This window comes from Rhizobium sp. NFR07 (genome assembly GCF_900111905.1).
Taxonomy (GTDB): Bacteria; Pseudomonadota; Alphaproteobacteria; order Rhizobiales; family Rhizobiaceae; genus Neorhizobium.
Map to the genome: position 1 here is coordinate 185,222 of NZ_FOKM01000005.1, position 19,653 is coordinate 204,874.

Genomic DNA, 19,653 nt, shown 5'->3' on the forward strand with positions numbered 1-19,653 from the left:
CCGTCGAGTTGCCATGTATGATATGGGACCAACGGCAACGGAAATCAAAGGCGCGGAATTCAGGAACGCCGGGCCGCAGCCTCATCCATCGCGGAAGCCAGTCTGAAGTCGCGATCGGTCAGCTGCTTCTTGGCATGCGTTGTCAACGTCACATCGACCCGCGAATAGCTGTTGCTCCAGTCAGGATGATGATCAAGCTTCTCCGCCACAAGCGCCACCTCGGCCATGAAGCCGAATGCCTCCACGAAGCTCGCAAACTTGAAGCTTTTGGAAATCGACACCCCGTCCGCTCCAAGGCCCCAGCCGTCAAGCTTTGCCACCTCCCGGGCGACAGCCTCGGCATCGAGCAGCATATAGGCCATTGCGGGCATCCTCAGAGATACTGCTTGGCGGGCTCCATATCGCCGTATTCGTAGGCGGAATGGGTTTCGGACAGGGAGAATATCTCCTCTGTCAGGTAGGGACCGCCGCCGACGGATTCCTTCGACGACATCAGCACGAAGCGCGATACCGTAAAGGGCGCGGTGTAGAAATTGCCGCGGCCTGAAAGATAATGCACCACGTCATCGAGCCGGCAATTCTTCAGCCGCGCCAGCGTGACATGCGGCATGAACTTGCGCGGATCCGGCGGCAGGCCGATGCGCTGCTGGCATATCCGTTCTATCTCGCCCTGGAGCGCCAGTAATTCGGGCGACACCGACACGCCGGCCCAGACGGAATGCGGCTTCTTAGAGCCGAAGGAACCGATCCCGGTCAGCTTTGTCTGGAACTCGGGCCGGTCGATCCGGTCCAGCCGATCGACGATCTCGTCGGCCGTGCGGTTGTCGACATCACCGATGAAGCGCAGAGTAATGTGATAGTTTTCGACATCTATCCAGCGCGCGCCCGGTATTCCTCCCCGCAGGAGAGAAAGTGACATGGCAACATTGCGCGGAACTTCGAGGGCGGTGAAAAGTCTCGGCATACGCTGAACCTCCTCGAATCTCTTGCAGATACTAACAGCGAATCATGCAATGCCGTTCCGTGCAAGTAGTTATTTATTCGCCGAACCGATCTCCCCTAGAAATGCTTCGACCAGCGGCAGCGAACGCTCGACCATGGCGGCGACACCTTTCGCGTTCGGATGCATGCCGTCTTCGAGCTGCATTCCGCTGACCGTCACCACGCCATCGAGAAAGAACGGATAGAGCGGCGTGGAATATTTCTCCGCGAGGCGCTTGTAGATCGGGTTGAACTTTTCGGCATAGTCGCCGCCCATGTTCGGCGGTGCGAGAATGCCGACGAGCAGGACGGGGATATTCCTCTCCTTCAACCTGGAAATCATGGAATCGAGGTTTTTCTCGGACTGCTCCGGCGCGATGCCGCGCAGCGCATCATTCGCGCCGAGTTCGAGTATCACTCCGTCAGTGCCATCCGGAACCGACCAGTCGATGCGCGACAGTCCGCCCGAGGTCGTGTCGCCGGAGACCCCGGCATTGGTGATCGCGACATTGACCCCCTTGGCCTTCAGCGCCGCTTCGAGCTGGGCCGTGTAGGATTCATTGGGCGCAAGCTGATAACCTGCCATCAGACTATCGCCGAAACCGACCAGATTGATCGCGCGCTCCTGGGCTGCGACCGGGGAAAAGCCAAGACAAACGCCGACCCATGCGCCAGCCATGACGACGAAGTGAAGAAGGCTTGCTTTAAAACTCACACGACGTCTCCTAGATTTTCGAAAACCGGGCGGGATATGTTCGGCATATCCTTGATATAGGGCTTCTCATTTTGACTAAAACCGTCATCGACCTCAAAAATGCCGACCTTACTCTTGGCAATGCCGCCGCCTCAGTCCACGTCCTGAAAGGGATCGACCTCACGATCGAGGCGGGCGAGGCTGTCGGCATTATCGGCCCGTCCGGTTCGGGCAAGTCGACCTTGCTGATGGTGCTGGCGGGGCTCGAGCGGCTGGACAGCGGCGAGATCGTCATCGATGGCGCGCCGCTCCACACCTTCTCGGAAGACAAGCTGGCGGAATTCCGCGGCCGCAATATCGGCATCGTCTTCCAGTCGTTCCACCTGATCGCCAACATGACGGCCTTGGAAAATGTCGCCGTGCCGCTGGAACTCGCCGGCTCGAAGGACGCGTTCGACATCGCAAGGCGCGAACTGACGGCCGTCGGCCTCGGCGAACGGCTGAACCACTATCCCGGCCAGCTTTCCGGCGGCGAGCAGCAGCGCGTCGCTATCGCCCGCGCGCTCGCCCCCTCGCCCGCCTTACTGATTGCCGACGAGCCGACCGGGAACCTCGATACCGAGACCGGCAGGCAGATTGCCGATCTTCTGTTTGCCAAGCAGGCCGAGCGCGCCATGACTTTGCTTCTCGTCACCCATGATAACAGCCTTGCAGCCCGTTGCACCCGACAGGTTCGAGTGCGCTCCGGCGAGATCGTCGAGGACAGCGCGAACCAAAGCCTCGGCCGGGCGGTGTCCGCATGAGCCCGGCGATGGCCCGGCTTTCGATTGCCTTTCGCCTTGCCCTGCGCGAGATGCGCGGCGGCCTCGGCGGCTTCTACATCTTCCTCGGCTGCATCGCGCTCGGAACCGGCGCGATTGCGACCGTCAACTCCGTCTCGACGGCAATCACCGGAGCCATATCGAGCCAGGGCCAATCGCTGCTTGCAGGCGACCTGCGTTTCGAGCTCAACAATCGCGAAGCCAGCGAACCGGAAACGGCCTTCCTCGAGGGTCTCGGCGAGGTCAGCGTGTCGACCGGCCTGCGATCCATGGCGCGCAAGGCTGACGGGTCGGGACAGGCGCTTGTCGAGGTCAAGGGTGTCGATGGCGGCTATCCGCTCTACGGCACGGTCGAGACCGAGCCGCAGCAGCCGCTGCCGGATCTCCTTGGCCAGGAAGGCGGCATTTACGGCGCGCTGGCCGCGCCGCTGCTCATGGATCGCCTTGGGCTTTCGCCGGGTGACGAACTCCTTCTCGGCAACACCCGCATCATGGTTCGCGGCACGATTACCAACGAACCCGATGCCCTGTCCGACGGTTTCGGCTTCGCGCCGCGACTGATGGTCAGCCGCGATGCACTGGCTGCCTCGGGCCTGATCGCAGTCGGCAGCCTTGTCGAACATTCCTACAAGATCCGGCTCGCCGAACCTTCGACGCGCGGAGCGATCGCCGCCCGCGCCGGCAAGGAATTTCCCGACGCCGGCTGGTCGGTGCGCACCAGCGACCGCGCAGCCCCCTCCCTTGCCGAGAACATCGACCGTTTCTCGCAATTCCTCACGCTGGTCGGCCTCACGGCCCTCATCGTCGGCGGCGTCGGCATCGCCAATGCCGTGCGCGCATTTCTCGACGCCAAGCGGACAACGATCGCGACCTTCAAATGCCTCGGCGCACCGGCTTCTGTCGTGACCATGATCTACCTAATCCAGATCATGCTGCTGGCTGCGGTGGGCATCGTGGTCGGGCTCGTGGTAGGCGCCATCGCCCCGTTCATCGCCTTCCACTATCTGGAGGGCGTCCTGCCCGTGCCGGAGGGCGGCGCGCTTTATCCTTCGGCGCTCGCCATTGCCGCGGCCTTCGGTATCGTCGTTACCTTCGCCTTCGCCATCCTGCCGCTTGGCCACGCCCGTGAAGTGCCGGCAACCGCGCTCTTCCGCGAGCAGGGCTTCGAAGCGCGGCGCCTGCCGTCCTGGCCTTATCTTCTGGCGGCCGGTGCGGCACTCGCGGCGCTTGCGGCACTTGCCATCCTCTGGGCTGACGATCGCCGCATCGCTTCGGTATTCCTGATATCCGTGGCGGGCGCGTTTCTGCTGCTGCGCATCGTCGCCGCCGGCATCACCGCCCTTGCCCGAAAGAGCCCGAGCGTCAACTCGCCGGCATTGCGGCTAGCGATCGGCAACATCCATCGCCCGGGCGCCCTTACGCCGTCGGTCGTGCTATCCCTCGGCCTCGGCCTTGCCCTGCTGGTGACGCTGGCGCTGATCGATGGCAACATGCGCAACCAGCTGACGGGCCGCATCTCGGCACAGGCCCCGAACTTCTTCTTCGTCGATATCCAGGGCAGCGAGGTGGAAGGTTTCCGCCAGCTTTTGAAACAGCAGGCGCCGGAGGCCAAAGTCTTCGAAGTACCCATGCTGCGCGGGCGCATTCTCGCTTTCAACGGCCAGGACGTCAGCCAGATGAACGTGCCTGCGGCGGGCCGCTGGGTGCTTCGCGGCGACCGCGGCATCACCTATGCGAAAAACACGCCGGAAGGGTCGACACTGACAGAGGGCGAATGGTGGCCGCAGGATTATTCCGGTGAACCGCTCGTGTCCTTCTCGGCCGAGGAGGCGGGCGAACTCGGCCTGAAACTCGGCGATACCGTCACCGTCAACGTGCTCGGCCGCAATATCACCGCCAAGATCGCCAGTTTCCGCAATGTCGAATGGCAATCGCTTTCGATCAACTTCGTCATGATCTTCTCGCCCAACACCTTCCAGGGCGCACCCCATGCGTGGCTTTCGACCCTGACCGACCCGTCGGCATCGGCCGCCAAGGAGGCGGAGATCCTGCGAACGGTGACTGACGCCTACCCCACCATTACCAGCGTCCGCGTCAAGGACGCGATCGATCTCGTCGACCAGCTGGTCGGCCAGCTTGCAACCGCCATCCGCGCAGCCGCCGCAGTGGCGCTGATCGCATCGGTCCTGGTGCTTGCCGGTGCGCTCGCTGCCGGCAACAGGGCGCGAACCCACGATGCGGTCGTGCTCAAGACGCTTGGCGGGACACGCACGATGCTGATGCGGGCCTTCGGCTACGAATATGTCATACTCGGCGCCGCGACGGCCGTTTTCGCGCTTCTGGCAGGCGGCATCGCGGCATGGTTCGTGGTGGCCCGCATCATGCGCATGCAATGGGGCTTCCTGCCGGACGTGGCGATCACGACGATCATCCTGTCTCTCGTTCTGACGGTCGGCATAGGCCTCATCGGCACCTGGAGGATCCTGGGCCAGAAGGCAGCTCCGGTCCTGAGAGAGCTATAATATCGCATAGGTTGCATTATTGCTGATTGGCATTGATCAATTTCGCGTCAGAATGTCCCACAGGTTGCTAAATCATGCTGCCGGCTGATGTATTTCCCGCGCAACGCCCCTTGCATGTAAGGCGATCTCGCATCATATTCTGCGATAGGCTTGCTGGAGCTCCGCAGCGGCGCCTGGGTCAGAATTATGGGGGCCCGACACCGTGAATAATTCCGGAGCTTAAAGAGGAAACAATGGCTGACTTCAACAACTACCAGAACCGAATGGCGCAGACCCGCGCTCAGTCGGGCGCGATGATCGACGAGGGCCTTCGCTCTTACATGCTCCGGGTCTATAACCTGATGGCTCTCGGACTTGCGATCACCGGTGTTGCTGCATACGGCACCTATGCTTTCGCGGTTTCCAACCCGGCCGTGGCACAGGCGCTTTACGGCGGCCCGCTCAAGTGGGTCATCATGCTGGCTCCGCTGGCAATGGTCTTCTTCCTGAGCTTCCGCATCAACTCGATGAGCGTTCCGGCTGCGCAGATGACCTTCTGGGTCTATGCCGCACTGATGGGTCTCTCGCTGTCCTCGATCTTCCTGGTCTTCACCGGTGAGAGCATCGTCCAGACGTTCTTCGTCACCGCAGCTTCGTTCGGCGCACTGTCGCTCTACGGCTACACGACGAAGAAGGACCTGTCGGGCATCGGCTCGTTCCTGATCATGGGTCTGTTCGGCCTGATCATCGCGTCGATCGTCAACATCTTCCTGCAGTCTTCCGCGATGGGCTTCGCGATCTCCGCCATCGGCGTGCTGATCTTCGCTGGCCTCACCGCCTACGACACGCAGAAGATCAAGGAAATGTACTGGGAAGGTAACGACGCCACCGCGACCGGCCGCATGGCCATCATGGGCGCACTGACCCTGTATCTCGACTTCATCAACCTCTTCACCTTCCTGCTGCAGTTCATGGGCAACCGCGACGAATAAGCAGGTCGGAAACGAGACCGGAGAAGGCGGCCCCCGGGCCGCCTTTTTTGTTGCCCGGTTTCATGAGCTGTCTTAGCCTGCGCCGACAGCCCTCCCATCGATGATCCCGACACCCATGACATTTTCGATCCGCGACGCCAGCACCGCCGACCTTGCCACGATCACCGAAATCTACAGCGACAGCGTGCTGACCGGCACCGCAAGCTACGAGATCAGCCCGCCAGGCCTCACGGAAATGACCAGCCGGCATGCCGGTATCGTGGAGAAGGGTTATCCCTACATCGTCGCGGAAGCCGATGACGGAACGCTCCTCGGCTATGCCTATGCCTCGGCATTCCGCACCCGCCCCGCCTATCGCTGGCTGGTGGAGGATTCGATCTATCTCGCGCCGGAAGCGCAGGGAAAAGGCATCGGCAAGGCACTGCTGAAGGAACTGCTCGTGCGCTGCGAGGCGCTCGGCTTCCGCCAGATGGTGGCGGTCATCGGCGGCGCCAGCCCCGCCTCGATCGCCGTCCACAGGAGCCTCGGCTTCGAACTGACCGGCACCCTAAAGGGCACCGGCTTCAAGCATGGCAAATGGCTGGATACGGCACTGATGCAGATCGCGCTTGGCGAGGGCAACGAAACCGATCCGGATCTGTCCACCTATCCCGGCTCGCTTTTCGTCGGGTGATCGGCAGCAGCAAGCGCGCCTAGTCGACCAGTTTCAGAACCTTGTTGAACACCTTGAGCACCTGCGGCAGCTCGTGGCCGCGCTTCAGGATCATACCGTTGGTGTTGATCACCGAGTAAGCGCCCTGCTTGGCAGCAAGCTTGGGGTTCTTCTCGATCCTGAACAAGGGCATCTCGCCGGATCGCTTGAAGATGGAGAACACAGCCTTCTCCCGCATGTGGTCGATGGCATAATCCTTCCACTCACCCTCGCCCACCATCCGGCCGTAGATCCATAGAATAGCGTCGAGCTCCCGGCGGTGGAACGTCACCGGGATTGGATCGAGGTTCTGGCGGTATTCGTTGAGACTGACGACGACGCCTGCGTCCTGCGCCTTTGCGCCCTTTGGCAAATCAGATTGATCAGCCATCAAAGCTCCAATGGTTACATGTCGTTGGTATGACAGTGTGCCCCAGCCGGATAAAAATGCAAGTCCGCCGTCGCGCTTGTAACGCCGTGCCCGAGGCCGGCAGACACGCGCTCGCGGTTTTTTTCATCTGCCCAAATTCGGACAAAAGAGCGCCCGATTCCCAATCCATCTTGCGGATGTTGGTTGGCGCGTCCTAGCGCCATTGGCCCGGTTCGGTGCATTGACCCTTACCCCCAGCCCCCCAATGTTTCCGGGCCGGGCCATCAGCCAACACGTCCCATTCGGACAATGGGAAGATCAGTTCTTCTTGCGGCCGGCCATCAGAACGGTTGCCCCAATTATGGCGGCAGGCTCACCACCAGGCCCTGAGGACTGCAGCAGGATCGCGCAGCCATCCTTCTTCGTCTTGCCGAGCGCCTTGCCGGGAAGCGTCAGCGTCATCTTCTTGCCGTTCCACATGCCGACCGACTGAACATCGTAGACGCTGTGCCAGTATTCCATGTTCTTGCCGCTGTTTTCGCCCTTCGTCACGTCCACCATCTGGCGCTTGGTGAAATAGGCAACGACCACTTCCGCCTGGCCCTGTCCTTCGCCGATCTCGATTTCGATCTCGTCGCCGCGCATGGCGGCGCCGATCGGGACGGTCAGTCCCTCGCCGCTCTTCTGCATGCCGTCGACCTTGGCGTTGATGACGGCGAGATCGGTTCCCTTGACGTGCTCGCGACCGTTGATGATGGCCTGCGGCGTATAGACGCCGCTGCGCCCCATCGTCTTGGCATAACCGTACTGGCGCTCCGTATTTTCCTTGGAGCTCAGCGTGTCGGTCCAGCCGAGATAATTCCAGTAGTCGACGTGATAGGACAGAACCACCATGTCGCCCTGCGCGACCAGCTGCGACAGCGCCGAGTCAGCCGGCGGACAGGAAGCGCAGCCCTGTGAGGTGAAGAGTTCTATTACGCCTTTGGGCGTCCGCACCTCGCCTGCGAATACGGCACTGCTGCACAGCAGGCCCGCAAGGACGATCAGGGCGCGGAAGCAAAACGGCATGAGCAACGGACCTCTTTTGGCAGGAGCAATCACGGACATAGACGGCCAGCGGGAAACAACAACAGATCAGGCGGGCTGGCGGAAAGTAACCATCCACAATTTCAAGAGAAAGTCACGAACGGGTGAGATGGATAAATGTGATCCTATCTCGATTTTCAAAGACGGATTTGTGACCGTCACCCGATCCTGATCAGATGAGTTTCAGGATGCCTTGCGCCAGATAGACGGCGCCGACGCCAGTCACCACCCAGCGGGTCCAGGAGCGGAAATTCGCATCCGTCATCTTCTGCAGGATACCATTGCCCGCTAGCGCGCCAAGAATGGCGATCGGAGCTGCAATCAACACGGCGATCTGGTCGGTTGCCGGGAGCCTCATCGCCGCATCCCAGTAGAAGGCAATCTTGGCAAGATGCGACAGCGTCTGGATCGACGCCTTTGTGGCGATGATCTTGCGACGATCCATCTGCGTGCGGATGAAAAAGATGTCGATGGTCGGACCGGCAACGCCGACGCTGATATTGAGGAAGCCCGAGAGAAGCCCGGCGACCAGTGCATGGGACGGGCGGGACGCATCAAGCTCCAGCCGCTTGACCGGCAGCCATACGAGGATCGGCACCAAGCCGATGCCGATCAGAACCACGATCAGGCTCGGCGTGTAGTCGATGGCAAAAAGAACCGCCGCGGAAACGCCCACGCCGATGCACAGAACACCGAGAATTTTCCAATCAATGTAAGCGCGCGAGAACCATGCACGCGACCCATTCGAGGTGATCTGAATGACGCCCTGAATCGCGATTGCGGTGCCGACCGGATAAAGAAACAACAGGATCCAGAGAAGTATCAAGCCACCCGCCATGCCGAAAATGCCGGAAAGCAGGGATGTAAGGAAAACGGCGACCGCCATTCCGATAAAGATGATGAGGGACACGGGAAGGGAACCTGAAACGATGCGATGCGATGCTGACTTGTCGGAAAGAGAAACGCCCGCCGGACGAACCGGCGGGCGCTGTATCGGTGAGCCTTAAGCGGCGAGATCCCGCAGAACCGTCTGCAGGATGCCGCCATTGTTCATGTAGACGACCTCGTCGAGCGTATCGATGCGGCAGAGGATGTTGATCTCCTTCACCGTGCCGTCACCATAGGTGATCTTGGCGATCTTCCACTCGCGCGGCTTGATATCGCCTTCGAGACCGTCGATCTCGACCACCTCATCACCCTTGAGGTTCAGCGAAGCCCAGGTCGTGCCTTCTTCGAAGACGAAGGGAACGACGCCCATGCCGACCAGGTTCGAGCGATGGATGCGCTCGAAGGACTGGGCGATCACGGCCTTGACGCCCAGGAGGTTGGTGCCCTTGGCGGCCCAGTCACGCGACGAACCGTTGCCGTATTCGACGCCGGCGAAGATGACCAGAGGCGTGCCTTCTTCCTTGTACTTCATGGCCGCATCGTAAATCGACATCTCTTCCTTGGACGGATAGTGGATGGTGTAGCCACCTTCCTTGCCGTTCGGGCCGAGCATGTGGTTGCGGATGCGGATATTGGCGAAGGTGCCGCGCATCATCACTTCGTGATTGCCGCGACGGGTGCCGTACTGGTTGAAGTCGGCAACGGCGACGCCGTTTTCGGTGAGGTATGCACCGGCTGGCGAGGATGCCTTGATCGAACCGGCCGGAGAAATGTGGTCGGTGGTGATCTTGTCGCCGAAGAGACCGAGAACGCGGGCGCCCTTGATGTTCTTCAGGCCCGAGCCGGTCCTGCCCATGCCGACGAAGTACGGCGGGTTCTGCACATAGGTCGACTTGTCGTCCCATGCATAGGTATCGCCGTCGGGGATCTGCACGGCCTGCCAGTTTTCGTCGCCCTTGAAGACATCCGCGTATTTCGATTCGAACAGTTCGCGGGTGACGTATTTCTGGATGAACTCCTGCACTTCGGCAGAGGTCGGCCAGACATCCTTGAGGTAGACGGGATTGCCTTCCTTGTCCTCACCGAGCGGCTCCTTGGTCAGGTCCTTCTGCACCGTGCCGGCGAGCGCGTAGGCGACGACGAGCGGCGGCGAAGCCAGATAGTTGGCCTGGACGTCCGGCGAGATACGGCCTTCGAAGTTACGATTGCCGGAAAGAACACCCGAAACGATCAGACCCTTGTCGTTGATCGTCTTGGAGATCGGCGCCGGCAGCGGACCGGAATTGCCGATGCAGGTCGTGCAGCCGAAGCCGACGAGGTTGAACCCGAGCGCGTCGAGCGATTCCTGCAGGCCGGACTTGGCGAGATATTCGCCGACGACCTGAGATCCCGGTGCGAGCGAGGTCTTCACCCACGGAGCAGTCTTCAGGCCCTTGGCAACGGCGTTGCGGGCAAGCAGACCGGCTGCGATCAACACGGACGGGTTCGACGTGTTGGTGCAGGACGTGATGGCGGCAATCGCCACGTCGCCATGACCGAGATCGAAATCCGTGCCTTCGACCGCATAGCGGTTGTCGAGCTGGCCAGGCTTCTTGTAGTCGGCATCCATCGAGCCGGCGAAACCGGATGCGATGTTTTCCAGAGGAATGCGGCCTTCCGGACGCTTCGGGCCGGCCATGGACGGCACGACGTCGCCGAGATCAAGTTCCAGCGTGTCGGTGAAGACAAGCTCGGAACCATCCGTGTCACGCCACATCCCCTGCGCCTTCGAATAGGCTTCGACGAGCGCGATACGCTCCTTGGTGCGGCCGGACATGTTGAGGTAGTTGACGGTCTCTGTATCGACCGGGAAGAAGCCGCAGGTCGCGCCGTATTCCGGACCCATATTGCCGATGGTAGCACGGTCCGCGACCGGCATGTTGTCCATGCCCGGGCCGAAGAATTCGACGAACTTGGAGACAACGCCCTTCTTGCGCAGCATCTGCACGACGGTGAGCACGAGGTCGGTCGCGGTAACGCCTTCCTTCAGCTTGCCGGTCAGCTTGAAGCCGATGACCTCAGGCAGAAGCATGGACACCGGCTGGCCGAGCATCGAGGCTTCCGCTTCGATACCGCCGACGCCCCAGCCCAGAACGCCAAGACCGTTGATCATCGTCGTGTGGCTGTCGGTGCCGACGCAGGTGTCCGGATAAGCGACGGTCTCGCCATCCTCTTCATTCGTCCAGACGGTCTGGCCGAGATATTCGAAATTCACCTGGTGGCAGATACCCGTACCGGGCGGCACCACGCGAAAATTCTTGAACGCCTGCTGGCCCCATTTGAGGAAGCGGTAACGCTCGCCGTTGCGCTGATATTCCAGCTCCACATTGCGGGCAAAGGCAGTCGGCGTGCCGAATTCGTCGACGATGACCGAGTGGTCGATGACGAGATCGACGGGCACGAGCGGGTTGATCTTTTCCGGATCGCCGCCGAGCGATTTGATGCCGTCACGCATGGCGGCAAGGTCGACCACCGCCGGAACGCCGGTAAAGTCCTGCATCAGGACGCGTGCCGGACGATAGGCGATTTCCGCCTCGGTCAGGCCCTTGTTGTTGAGCCATTCGGCGACCGAAAGTATCTGCTCCTTCGTGACGGACTGTCCGTCTTCGAAGCGCAGCAGGTTTTCAAGGAGAACCTTCATCGAGAAGGGCAACTTGGAAACGCCGGGAAGCCCGTTCGCTTCCGCCTTCGGAAGGCTGTAATAAACATAGTCCTTACCGCCTACGGTAAGGACGGAACGACATTGAAAGCTGTCGATAGATTTGGTCACGGATAACTACCCCGCTGATATCAAGAGCCAACACGCGCGTGCGGACGCCTATGCATCGAAATGCACTATAGGATGCGGGTGCGACCATTTCCGCTGTCCGCACGAGAAGATTTTGATCTTCAGGTCCGGCGCTGAGTGGAAACCACACCGGCCGCTGGCGTGGTTGCCATGTATATAGATAGTTTCTAAGTAGCCTTCCAGACCCTTTGTCGCAGGGCACGGCAGATTTTTTGCGGCTAGATGTTCGAAACCCCAATCAAGGTCCTAGTGATGCGGCTGACGGCCGAGAATTTGAGCGCCAGGCGCGGCGAAGATCTGATTTTCAAGGATATTTCCTTCACCCTCGGCTCTGGCGAGAGCCTTGTGCTGACGGGCCGCAACGGTTCGGGCAAGTCGACGCTTTTGCGCACGGTCGCAGGGCTTCTGCGCCCCGAGAGCGGCCGCATAAGCTGGGTTTCCAACGGATCCGAGGCCGGCATGCGCACCGCCGAAGCCTGTCACTATCTCGGCCACCGCAATGCGATGAAGGCGGAGCTGTCGGTCTCCGAGAACCTCTCCTTCTGGCGCGACTTTCTCGGTAATTTTGCCGCCGGGCGCGATTCCGACAGGCCGGTTTCGGCGCGCAAGGGCATGCCGATCGGCGACGCGGCGGAAGCGGTTGGCCTGGGCGGCATCACCCATCTGCCCTTCGGTTATCTCTCCGCCGGCCAGCAGCGCCGCATGGCCTTCGCCAAGCTCCTCGTCGCCTGGCGCCCGGTGTGGATCCTCGATGAACCGACGGCGGCGCTGGATGTCAGTGCGGAAGAAGTGTTCACAGCGTTGATAAAGGAACATCTGGCCGCTGGCGGCATCGTGCTTGCCGCGACGCATCAGCCGCTCGGGCTGGAGGATGCGCGGGAATTGCGGATGACGGGCTTTGCCGGCGTGATGGAGGAGATATGGTGACCCATTATCGTCTCGCCCAGTCCGCCCCCCTCTGCCCTGCCGGGCATCTCCCCCACAAGGGGGGAGATCAGCTGGGCGCATGCTCCTCGGCCCACTTCAATCCTTTCACAAAGCGCGTGCTTTTTGGAGGAGCGAAGGTCAGACCTCTTGTGATCTCCCCCCTTGTGGGGGAGATGTCCGGCAGGACAGAGGGGGGTAACTCCGCCCACCAAGACAACTGCCCGGCACCCATGGCAGGAAGCCACATTCGAAAGTCCGCCCGATGACCGCCCTCCTTCTCCGCGACCTCAAACTCTCGGTCCGTGCCGGCGGTGGGGCGCTGATCGGCGTGCTGTTCTTCATGACCGTCGTCGCCGTCATCCCCTTCGGCGTCGGTCCCGATCTCAACCTTCTCTCCCGCATAGGCCCCGCCATCGTCTGGATCGGCGCGCTGCTTTCCGCCCTGCTCGGCCTCGACCGCATGTTCCAGACGGACCGGGAGGATGGATCGCTCGACCTGATCCTGATGCAGGAGCATCCGCTGGCGCTGACGGTGCTCGTCAAGTGCCTCGCCCACTGGCTGGGCAACGGCCTGCCGCTGGTCATCGCTTCTCCGCTGCTCGGCCTGTTCATGAACATGGACGAAGTGGCGATCGGCGCGACCATGCTGACTCTTCTGGTCGGCACGCCGGCGCTGACCTTCATCGGGGCCGTCGGTGCTGCGGTTGCCGTAGCGCTTCCCCGCGGCGGTCTGCTCGTCTCCATCCTCGTCCTGCCGCTTGCCGTCCCGGTGCTGATCTTCGGCGTCAGCGCTTCCTATGCTGCCGTGCAGGATCCCGCCCCGTTTATGCCGCCTTTCTTGATATTGCTGGCTATCACGATGTTTTTTGCGGTAATCGGTCCAGCAGGCGCCGCGCTGGCTTTGAGAAATGCAGCCGATTGACTAGAAGCAAAGTCAAAGGGCGGCCTACCGATTAAGAAGAGCCCCATCGAGTAGAACAATTACGATGTCCGACAGTCTCGCGATCACCAAACTGAGCGATCTCGCCAACCCGACCCGGTTTCTGGCTCTCGCCGCGCGCCTCCTGCCCTGGATGGCCGCGATCACCGCGATCCTGTTTGCGATCGGCCTTTACCTGAGTTTTTCCGGCGAAGGCGACTACCAGCAGGGCATGACGGTGCGCATCATGTATATCCATGTGCCGGCCGCCTGGCTGTCGATGATGTGTTATACGGTCATGGCGCTATCGGCGATCGGCACCCTGGTCTGGCGTCATCCGCTGGCCGACGTCTCCCACAAGGCGGCAGCCCCGCTCGGCGCCGCCTTCACCCTGATCGCGCTCGCCACCGGCTCCCTCTGGGGCAAGCCGATGTGGGGAACATGGTGGGTCTGGGACGCGCGCCTCACCTCCGTCTTCGTCCTGTTCCTGATGTATCTCGGCCTGATCGCCTTGAACCGCGCCATGGACGATCCGAGCAGGGCCGCACGGGTTTCCGCCGTGCTGATCCTTGTCGGCTTCGTCAACATTCCGATCATCAAGTTTTCGGTCGACTGGTGGAACACGCTGCATCAGCCGGCGAGCGTCGTTCGCCTGGATGGCCCGACGATCGACCAGTCCTTCCTCTGGCCGCTGCTGATCATGGCGATCGCCTTCACAATGCTGTTCTTCACCCTGCATGTCGCCGCCATGCGCAACGAGATCTGGCGCCGCCGCGTCACCGCCCAGCGCCGCATGGCCGCCCGCATGGCCGGCCAGACCAATGCGAAGGAGGCGTAAGATGAGCCACCTCTTCTATATCAGCGCGTCCTATATCGTCGCCGGCATCGTCACGCTCTGTCTGATCGCCTGGGTGTGGCTGGATGGCCGCGCCCGGCAGCGGGAACTGGCCGAACTCGAGGCCTCCGGCATCCGCCGCCGCTCGGCAAGGCCGGCCGCCCCGACCGAGACCGGAGGGCCGGCATGACCACCGACGCCGACAATACCGAGCTCAAGCCGCGCCGCAGCCGCGCCCGTTACGCGCTGGCGCTCATCCCCCTTGCCGTCTTTGCAGGTTTCGCCGTGATCGCCGGCAAGATGCTCTATGACCAGGACGTCAACGGCCTCGACGTTTCCGCCATCCCCTCGGCCCTAATCGGCAAGACCGCGCCGTCCCTGACACTGCCGCCGCTGGAAGGCTCCAATACCGCGGCGCTGACCGATGGGGCGATGAAGGGCAAGCTGACCCTCGTCAACGTCTTCGCATCCTGGTGCGTGCCCTGCCGGCAGGAACACCCGATCCTGAAGGAACTGGCGAACGACAGCCGATTGAACATCGTCGGCATCAACTACAAGGACCGCAACGACAACGCGCTGCGTTTCCTCGGCGAACTCGGCAACCCTTACAAGGCGATCGGCGTCGATCCGAACGGCAAGGCGGCGATAGACTGGGGCGTCTATGGCATTCCGGAAAGCTATCTCGTCGGCCCCGACGGAACGATCCTCTACAAGAAGGTCGGCCCCTTCGATGAGCGCAGCCTGACCCAGGGCCTGATGCCGGCGATCGAAAAGGCCTCAACCAAGGCCGGTTCCTGAAGCAATTCCAGCAAAGCGGGATGCTTTACGAGACCACTCGAAGAGTCGGCGGGCTGTCCGGTGGACGCTGGCCTTCGCTGATGACCCGGTTGCGCCCGGCATTCTTCGCAACATAAAGGCAGGCATCCGCCCGCGCGATGGCATCATGTACCGAATGATCGCCTGGTGCCGTGGTGGACACGCCGAAGCTCGCCGTGATCGATCCGAGGACGCCCTGCCCGCTCCAGTCCATTGCCTCGAAGGCAAGCCGCGCCTCCTCGGCCATGTCGGCCGCATCCGTGCGGCTGACATCGGGCAGGAAGGTGACGAACTCCTCGCCGCCGAAACGCGCGATTGCGGAGGCATTCCTGAAACTTGCCCGAAGGCGCTCCGCAAAGCCGATAATCACATGATCGCCGGCGGCATGGCCGAACCGGTCGTTCACCTGCTTGAAATGATCGATATCGCCGATGATCACAGCGCCGGCGGGAAAGGCCCCATCCTTCGCGTCCGGCAGCGCCTGCTCGAAACCGCGCCGGTTGAGAAGATCGGTCAGCGGATCATGCTCGGCGGCGCGACGGTGGCCGGTCACGACGTCGAAGACGACCGACCCCAGCACCGTCAGCGCCATGACGAAGCCGATGATGCTGGCAAAAACCTGCATCAGGAAAGCATAGTCCGACGACAGGAACTGGTCGAGCGAGGCGAAATCGCCGGCCGATGTCGAGACCAGAAGGACGGTGACGCGCACCGCCGTCTCGAACACGACGAGCGATGCCATGCCGACGAGCATCTTGTCGATCGGCGATCTGGCATGCTTCCAGACCGCGAAGACCGAGATGGCGAGCAGAACGGCCAGCGATGCGTCGCCGATCACAAGCTGCGATCTCAGGTCCTCGCGAACAACGATCAGCCAGCAGACGACGGCAAAGGCGCCGATGGCGAATTCGAACCGGGTCCAGAACCATGTCGGGCGATTGAAACGGACCAGTAACGCTTGGCCGTAGGAGAAGAAGGCCGCAAAGAACAGCAGGTTGGAAAAGATCGCCTGGATGGGCAGCGGCAGCCAATAGGCCAGAATGGGAAAGGCGAAGCCGAACGCCGCGCAGATGTAACCCAGACCCCAATAGCGGGCTGAGCCGGGAGACCAGCGGTTGGCAATCAGGAAAATCGTGCCGAAGACAAAAAAGATGAACGGCAATAAATAGGCAAAATTATCGGTCTGTTCCATCGGACCCTGCACTGGAAGCCATCATGCTCCCATCGATATGTGCGACACTCCTAGGCTTTGAACCTTAACAATTTGACGTCAGCCGAGGGGCAAAAACCACTCATGCGCAAGGCTTTAGCCGAGCGCGCCCTGCCAGGTCCTGATCGCCTCGACCGGCCACACGAGCATCAGCACGTTGAGGGTAAGATTATCGCGGATCAGCCAGCCGGTGAAGAGTTCGAAGGCAATGGCGACCAAAACCGTCAGCCACGCCGGCACGCGAGCAGCAAACAGGAAGCCGAGCGCCATGAACACCGTGTCCATTGCCGAGTTCAGGATGCTGTCGCCGGAATAGCCGAGCGCCATCGTCGCGGTACGATAGCGGTCGATGATCAAGGGCGAGTTCTCAGCGATCTCCCAGGCGGCCTCGATCAGCACCGCAAGCGACAGGCGTGCCGACAGCGGCGCGCGTCGCAGGATGAGCCAGCCGAGCCCATAAAACAGGAAGCCGTGGATGATGTGGGAGGGCGTATACCAGTCGGCCAGATGCTGCGAATTGCCGGGCGAGTTCACCCCCGGCTCGAACAGCTTCACATAACCGCACTCACAGATCGGGATGCGGCCCATGGCATAGAGGATAACGATCTGAGCCAGGAACAGGACGAGCGCGACAACGAGCCAGCGCCGGGCGGGATGTGTCTCGCCCGGTATCAGCACCGTCACTTCTCACCCTCGGCAGCAGCCGTGTCCTGAACCGTATGCCGCATGATCAGCGGCATCTGAGACAGCGTGAAGAGAATGGTGATCGGCATCGTGCCCCAGACCTTGAAATTGACCCAGGCCTCGTCGGAGAAATTGCGCCAGACGACCTCGTTCAGCACCGCGAGAAAGAAGAAGAAGATGCCCCAGCGCAGCGTCAGTTTCTTCCAGCCCTCCGCATCGAGCTGGAAGGCCGAATTGAAGACGTAGCCGAGCAGCGACTTGCCGAAGAACAGGCCACCGAGAAGCAGCACGCCGAACAGCGTGTTAACGATGGTCGGCTTCATCTTGATGAAGGTTTCGTCCTGCAGCCAGATCGACAGCGATCCGAACACCAGCACTACGATGCCCGAGACGAAGGGCATGACCGGCAGGTGCTTGAAGACGATCTTTGAAATGATCAGCGAGATCACGGTGGCAACCATGAACAGCGCGGTCGCGATCAATAGCGGGCCGCCGATCGCCGAAAGCGCCGGGAACTTGCTGACCAGCCACTCGCCGCGCAGGTTGCCAAAGAAGAACACCAGAAGCGGGCCAAGCTCCAAGGCCATCTTCAGGCCCGGATGCTGCTTCTCTTCCTTGGTCGGCGTGGTATCGCTTTCGATCGTCTGCATGGGGTCCAACTTAAACAGGGGGCCAATCAAAATCTATTGTTGCGCGGAGCCAGATCGTTTTTCTGTGTCATCAATGCGGCGCCGGTGCCAGCCCGGCGATCGCCTCGGCAAAATCCTTCGCCTCGAAGGGTTCGAGATCGTCGACACCTTCGCCGACGCCGATGAAATAGACCGGCAGCCTATGCTTGGCGGCGATGGCGACCAGGATGCCGCCCCGCGCCGTGCCGTCGAGCTTGGTCATGATCAACCCGCTGACGCCCGCGACATTGCGGAAGATCTCCACCTGGTTCATGGCATTCTGGCCGGTCGTGGCATCGAGCGTCTGCAGAACCGTATGCGGCGCATCCGGATCGAGCTTGCCGAGCACGCGGACGATCTTTTCCAGTTCCGCCATCAGTTCGGCCTTGTTCTGCAGGCGGCCGGCCGTATCGATGATCAGAACGTCGGACTTCTTTTCCTTCGCCTGCACATAGGCATCGTAGGCGAGCCCTGCGGCATCGGCGCCGAGCTTGGTGCCGATGAATTCGGAATTGGTGCGATCCGCCCAGATCTTCAGCTGTTCGATGGCGGCAGCGCGGAACGTATCGCCGGCGGCGAGCATGACCTTGAGGCCGGAGCCTGAAAGTTTCGCCGCCAGCTTGCCGATCGTCGTCGTCTTGCCCGTGCCGTTGACGCCGACGACGAGAATGACATGCGGCTTGTGATTGAGATCGAGCTGCAGCGGTTTTGCAACCGGCGCCAGAACCTTGGTGATTTCCGCCGACATGATGCGCGACACGTCCTCGCCGGTCACATCCTTGCCGTAACGTTCGGAAGACAAGGTTCCGGTGATCCGCATCGCCGTCTCGACGCCGAGATCGGCCTGGATCAACAGATCCTCCAGATCCTCCAGCGTCTCGTCGTCCAGCTTGCGCTTGGTGAAGAGCGCCGCGATCTGGCCGGTGAGCTGCGACGAGGTGCGCGCAAGTCCGGCGCGCAGGCGCTGGAACCATGTAAGCTTGAGCGGCGGCACGACGGCCACGGCTTCCGGCTCGGACTTGGAGGTGGAGAAGCCTTTAGGAAGGACAGGGGGCGTAGCCACCGCCTCGCTTGGGCTGGAAACGTTCGTTGCTACAGCCTCTTCGCTGCCGGCATCGGTGGATGTGGAAACACCCCCCTCTGTCCTGCCGGACATCTCCCCCACAAGGGGGGAGATTGGCCCGTGGCCTGCCGCTCGCTTTTCCGCAGACGCCGAGCGCACTGAAACGTCATCGTCGGCCACAGGTTCGTTATCCGCACTCGTTCCGGCATCCGTGACGATGCCGGCATGCGCGCCATTCTCGGCCACCTTCTCGCTCCGGTCAGACGCAGCCGGCGACGGCGCATCCGTGATCTCCCCCCCTGTGGGGGAGATGCCCGGCAGGGCAGAGGGGGGTGTTTCAGCGGAAGGTGCCGTCTCCGCTTCAGCCTCGGCCTCCAGCAAGGAGAGCGGTACGACGCCTAGATCAGACGTCTCTTCGATACCGGGAAGAACCGCGGCGGCCTCATCATCGTCGGCAACGTCATCCGATGGCCCGCCCGCAGTATCCATCTCTACCGGCGTCACCGGATCGACAGGTGCGACCGGCAGATCCTCATCCCGCGGCTTCGGCTCAAGCTCAGCCTGGACGGCAGCAACATCCTCCGCCTGCTTGGGCGCCTGCTCCGCTACGGGCGGCTCGACAGGCTGCTCGACGGGCTTGTCGCCGAAGGTGAAGACGCGTTTGATGAAGCTTACCATTA

At 61.5% G+C, this 19,653-nt stretch carries 21 protein-coding genes; 10 read left to right on the forward strand and 11 right to left on the reverse strand.

Annotation, left to right across the window (positions count from 1 at the left end; all coding sequences use genetic code 11):
* Positions 1–59: 59 nt before the first annotated feature.
* From BM216_RS12855 to BM216_RS12865, 3 genes are all read right to left on the reverse strand, one after another.
* Entirely contained in the window at positions 60–362 is a 303-nt protein-coding gene (locus BM216_RS12855) for a 4a-hydroxytetrahydrobiopterin dehydratase (RefSeq protein ID WP_092999575.1), read from the reverse strand.
* Between the two features lie 11 nt (positions 363–373).
* Positions 374–964, reverse strand: coding sequence for an RNA 2',3'-cyclic phosphodiesterase (gene thpR, locus BM216_RS12860; RefSeq protein WP_092999576.1), 591 nt, complete (start codon positions 962–964; stop codon positions 374–376).
* 69 nt (positions 965–1,033) lie between these two features.
* The gene (locus BM216_RS12865) at positions 1,034–1,660 is read right to left on the reverse strand and encodes an arylesterase (RefSeq protein WP_092999756.1); all 627 of its coding nucleotides are present in this window, start codon (positions 1,658–1,660) and stop codon (positions 1,034–1,036) included.
* Positions 1,661–1,767: 107 nt separating this feature from the next.
* On the opposite strand from BM216_RS12865, the gene BM216_RS12870 reads away from it, so the two are divergent.
* The 4 genes from BM216_RS12870 (at position 1,768) to BM216_RS12885 (ending at position 6,662) form a co-directional block, all read left to right on the forward strand.
* On the forward strand, positions 1,768–2,478 hold the full coding sequence (locus BM216_RS12870; RefSeq protein WP_092999577.1) for an ABC transporter ATP-binding protein: 711 nt from the start codon (positions 1,768–1,770) through the stop codon (positions 2,476–2,478).
* On the forward strand, positions 2,475–5,018 hold the full coding sequence (locus tag BM216_RS12875) for an ABC transporter permease (protein WP_092999578.1): 2,544 nt from the start codon (positions 2,475–2,477) through the stop codon (positions 5,016–5,018). The genes BM216_RS12870 and BM216_RS12875 overlap by 4 nt, the downstream gene beginning before the upstream one ends.
* Before the next feature lie 233 nt (positions 5,019–5,251).
* On the forward strand, positions 5,252–5,989 hold the full coding sequence (locus tag BM216_RS12880; protein ID WP_092999579.1) for a Bax inhibitor-1/YccA family protein: 738 nt from the start codon (positions 5,252–5,254) through the stop codon (positions 5,987–5,989).
* A 115-nt stretch (positions 5,990–6,104) separates the two neighbouring features.
* Positions 6,105–6,662, forward strand: coding sequence for a GNAT family N-acetyltransferase (locus BM216_RS12885; RefSeq protein ID WP_092999580.1), 558 nt, complete (start codon positions 6,105–6,107; stop codon positions 6,660–6,662).
* Between the two features lie 19 nt (positions 6,663–6,681).
* Here the strand turns inward: BM216_RS12885 and BM216_RS12890 are convergent, their stop codons facing one another.
* Together BM216_RS12890 and BM216_RS12895 are read right to left on the reverse strand one after the other, a co-directional pair.
* The gene (locus tag BM216_RS12890) at positions 6,682–7,071 is read right to left on the reverse strand and encodes a DUF2794 domain-containing protein (RefSeq protein ID WP_092999581.1); all 390 of its coding nucleotides are present in this window, start codon (positions 7,069–7,071) and stop codon (positions 6,682–6,684) included.
* A gap of 297 nt (positions 7,072–7,368) precedes the next feature.
* Positions 7,369–8,118, reverse strand: a complete 750-nt coding sequence (locus BM216_RS12895) for a DUF1223 domain-containing protein (RefSeq protein ID WP_092999582.1) — start codon at positions 8,116–8,118, stop codon at positions 7,369–7,371.
* Between BM216_RS12895 and BM216_RS34020 the strand changes: the two genes are divergently transcribed.
* On the forward strand, positions 8,117–8,308 hold the full coding sequence (locus BM216_RS34020; RefSeq protein WP_092999583.1) for a hypothetical protein: 192 nt from the start codon (positions 8,117–8,119) through the stop codon (positions 8,306–8,308). The two genes, BM216_RS12895 and BM216_RS34020, sit on opposite strands and share 2 nt — an antisense overlap.
* On the opposite strand, the gene BM216_RS12905 is transcribed toward BM216_RS34020, so the two are convergent.
* Both BM216_RS12905 and acnA read right to left on the reverse strand, forming a co-directional pair.
* Positions 8,309–9,046 carry a sulfite exporter TauE/SafE family protein gene (locus BM216_RS12905; RefSeq protein WP_210217038.1) on the reverse strand — a complete coding sequence of 246 codons (738 nt, stop codon included), beginning with the start codon at positions 9,044–9,046 and terminating at the stop codon, positions 8,309–8,311.
* A 93-nt stretch (positions 9,047–9,139) separates the two neighbouring features.
* Entirely contained in the window at positions 9,140–11,833 is a 2,694-nt protein-coding gene (gene acnA, locus BM216_RS12910) for an aconitate hydratase AcnA (protein WP_092999584.1), read from the reverse strand.
* Positions 11,834–12,103: 270 nt separating this feature from the next.
* Between acnA and ccmA the strand changes: the two genes are divergently transcribed.
* The 5 genes from ccmA (at position 12,104) to BM216_RS12940 (ending at position 15,330) form a co-directional block, all read left to right on the forward strand.
* The gene (gene ccmA / locus BM216_RS12915; protein ID WP_092999758.1) at positions 12,104–12,778 is read left to right on the forward strand and encodes a heme ABC exporter ATP-binding protein CcmA; all 675 of its coding nucleotides are present in this window, start codon (positions 12,104–12,106) and stop codon (positions 12,776–12,778) included.
* A gap of 262 nt (positions 12,779–13,040) precedes the next feature.
* Positions 13,041–13,700 carry a heme exporter protein CcmB gene (gene ccmB / locus BM216_RS12925; RefSeq protein WP_092999586.1) on the forward strand — a complete coding sequence of 220 codons (660 nt, stop codon included), beginning with the start codon at positions 13,041–13,043 and terminating at the stop codon, positions 13,698–13,700.
* 64 nt (positions 13,701–13,764) lie between these two features.
* The gene (locus BM216_RS12930) at positions 13,765–14,535 is read left to right on the forward strand and encodes a heme ABC transporter permease (protein WP_092999587.1); all 771 of its coding nucleotides are present in this window, start codon (positions 13,765–13,767) and stop codon (positions 14,533–14,535) included.
* 1 nt (position 14,536) lies between these two features.
* Positions 14,537–14,722, forward strand: coding sequence for a heme exporter protein CcmD (ccmD, locus tag BM216_RS12935; protein ID WP_092999588.1), 186 nt, complete (start codon positions 14,537–14,539; stop codon positions 14,720–14,722).
* A complete protein-coding gene (locus BM216_RS12940; RefSeq protein ID WP_092999589.1) occupies positions 14,719–15,330 on the forward strand; it encodes a DsbE family thiol:disulfide interchange protein in 612 nt (203 codons plus the stop codon). Before ccmD ends, BM216_RS12940 begins: the two co-directional genes overlap by 4 nt.
* 25 nt (positions 15,331–15,355) lie before the next feature.
* Here BM216_RS12940 and BM216_RS12945 read toward each other — a convergent pair whose 3' ends face one another.
* From BM216_RS12945 to ftsY, 4 genes are all read right to left on the reverse strand, one after another.
* On the reverse strand, positions 15,356–16,540 hold the full coding sequence (locus BM216_RS12945) for a GGDEF domain-containing protein (protein ID WP_092999590.1): 1,185 nt from the start codon (positions 16,538–16,540) through the stop codon (positions 15,356–15,358).
* 114 nt (positions 16,541–16,654) lie between these two features.
* Positions 16,655–17,242 (reverse strand): DUF2585 domain-containing protein, encoded by a 588-nt coding sequence (locus BM216_RS12950; protein WP_092999591.1) that lies wholly within the window; start codon positions 17,240–17,242, stop codon positions 16,655–16,657.
* Complete coding sequence (locus BM216_RS12955; RefSeq protein ID WP_092999592.1) at positions 17,239–17,892, reverse strand: septation protein A; 654 nt, start codon at positions 17,890–17,892, stop codon at positions 17,239–17,241. The genes BM216_RS12950 and BM216_RS12955 overlap by 4 nt, the downstream gene beginning before the upstream one ends.
* 70 nt (positions 17,893–17,962) lie before the next feature.
* Positions 17,963–19,651 carry a signal recognition particle-docking protein FtsY gene (gene ftsY / locus BM216_RS12960; protein ID WP_092999593.1) on the reverse strand — a complete coding sequence of 563 codons (1,689 nt, stop codon included), beginning with the start codon at positions 19,649–19,651 and terminating at the stop codon, positions 17,963–17,965.
* Between the last annotated feature and the right edge of the window lie 2 nt (positions 19,652–19,653).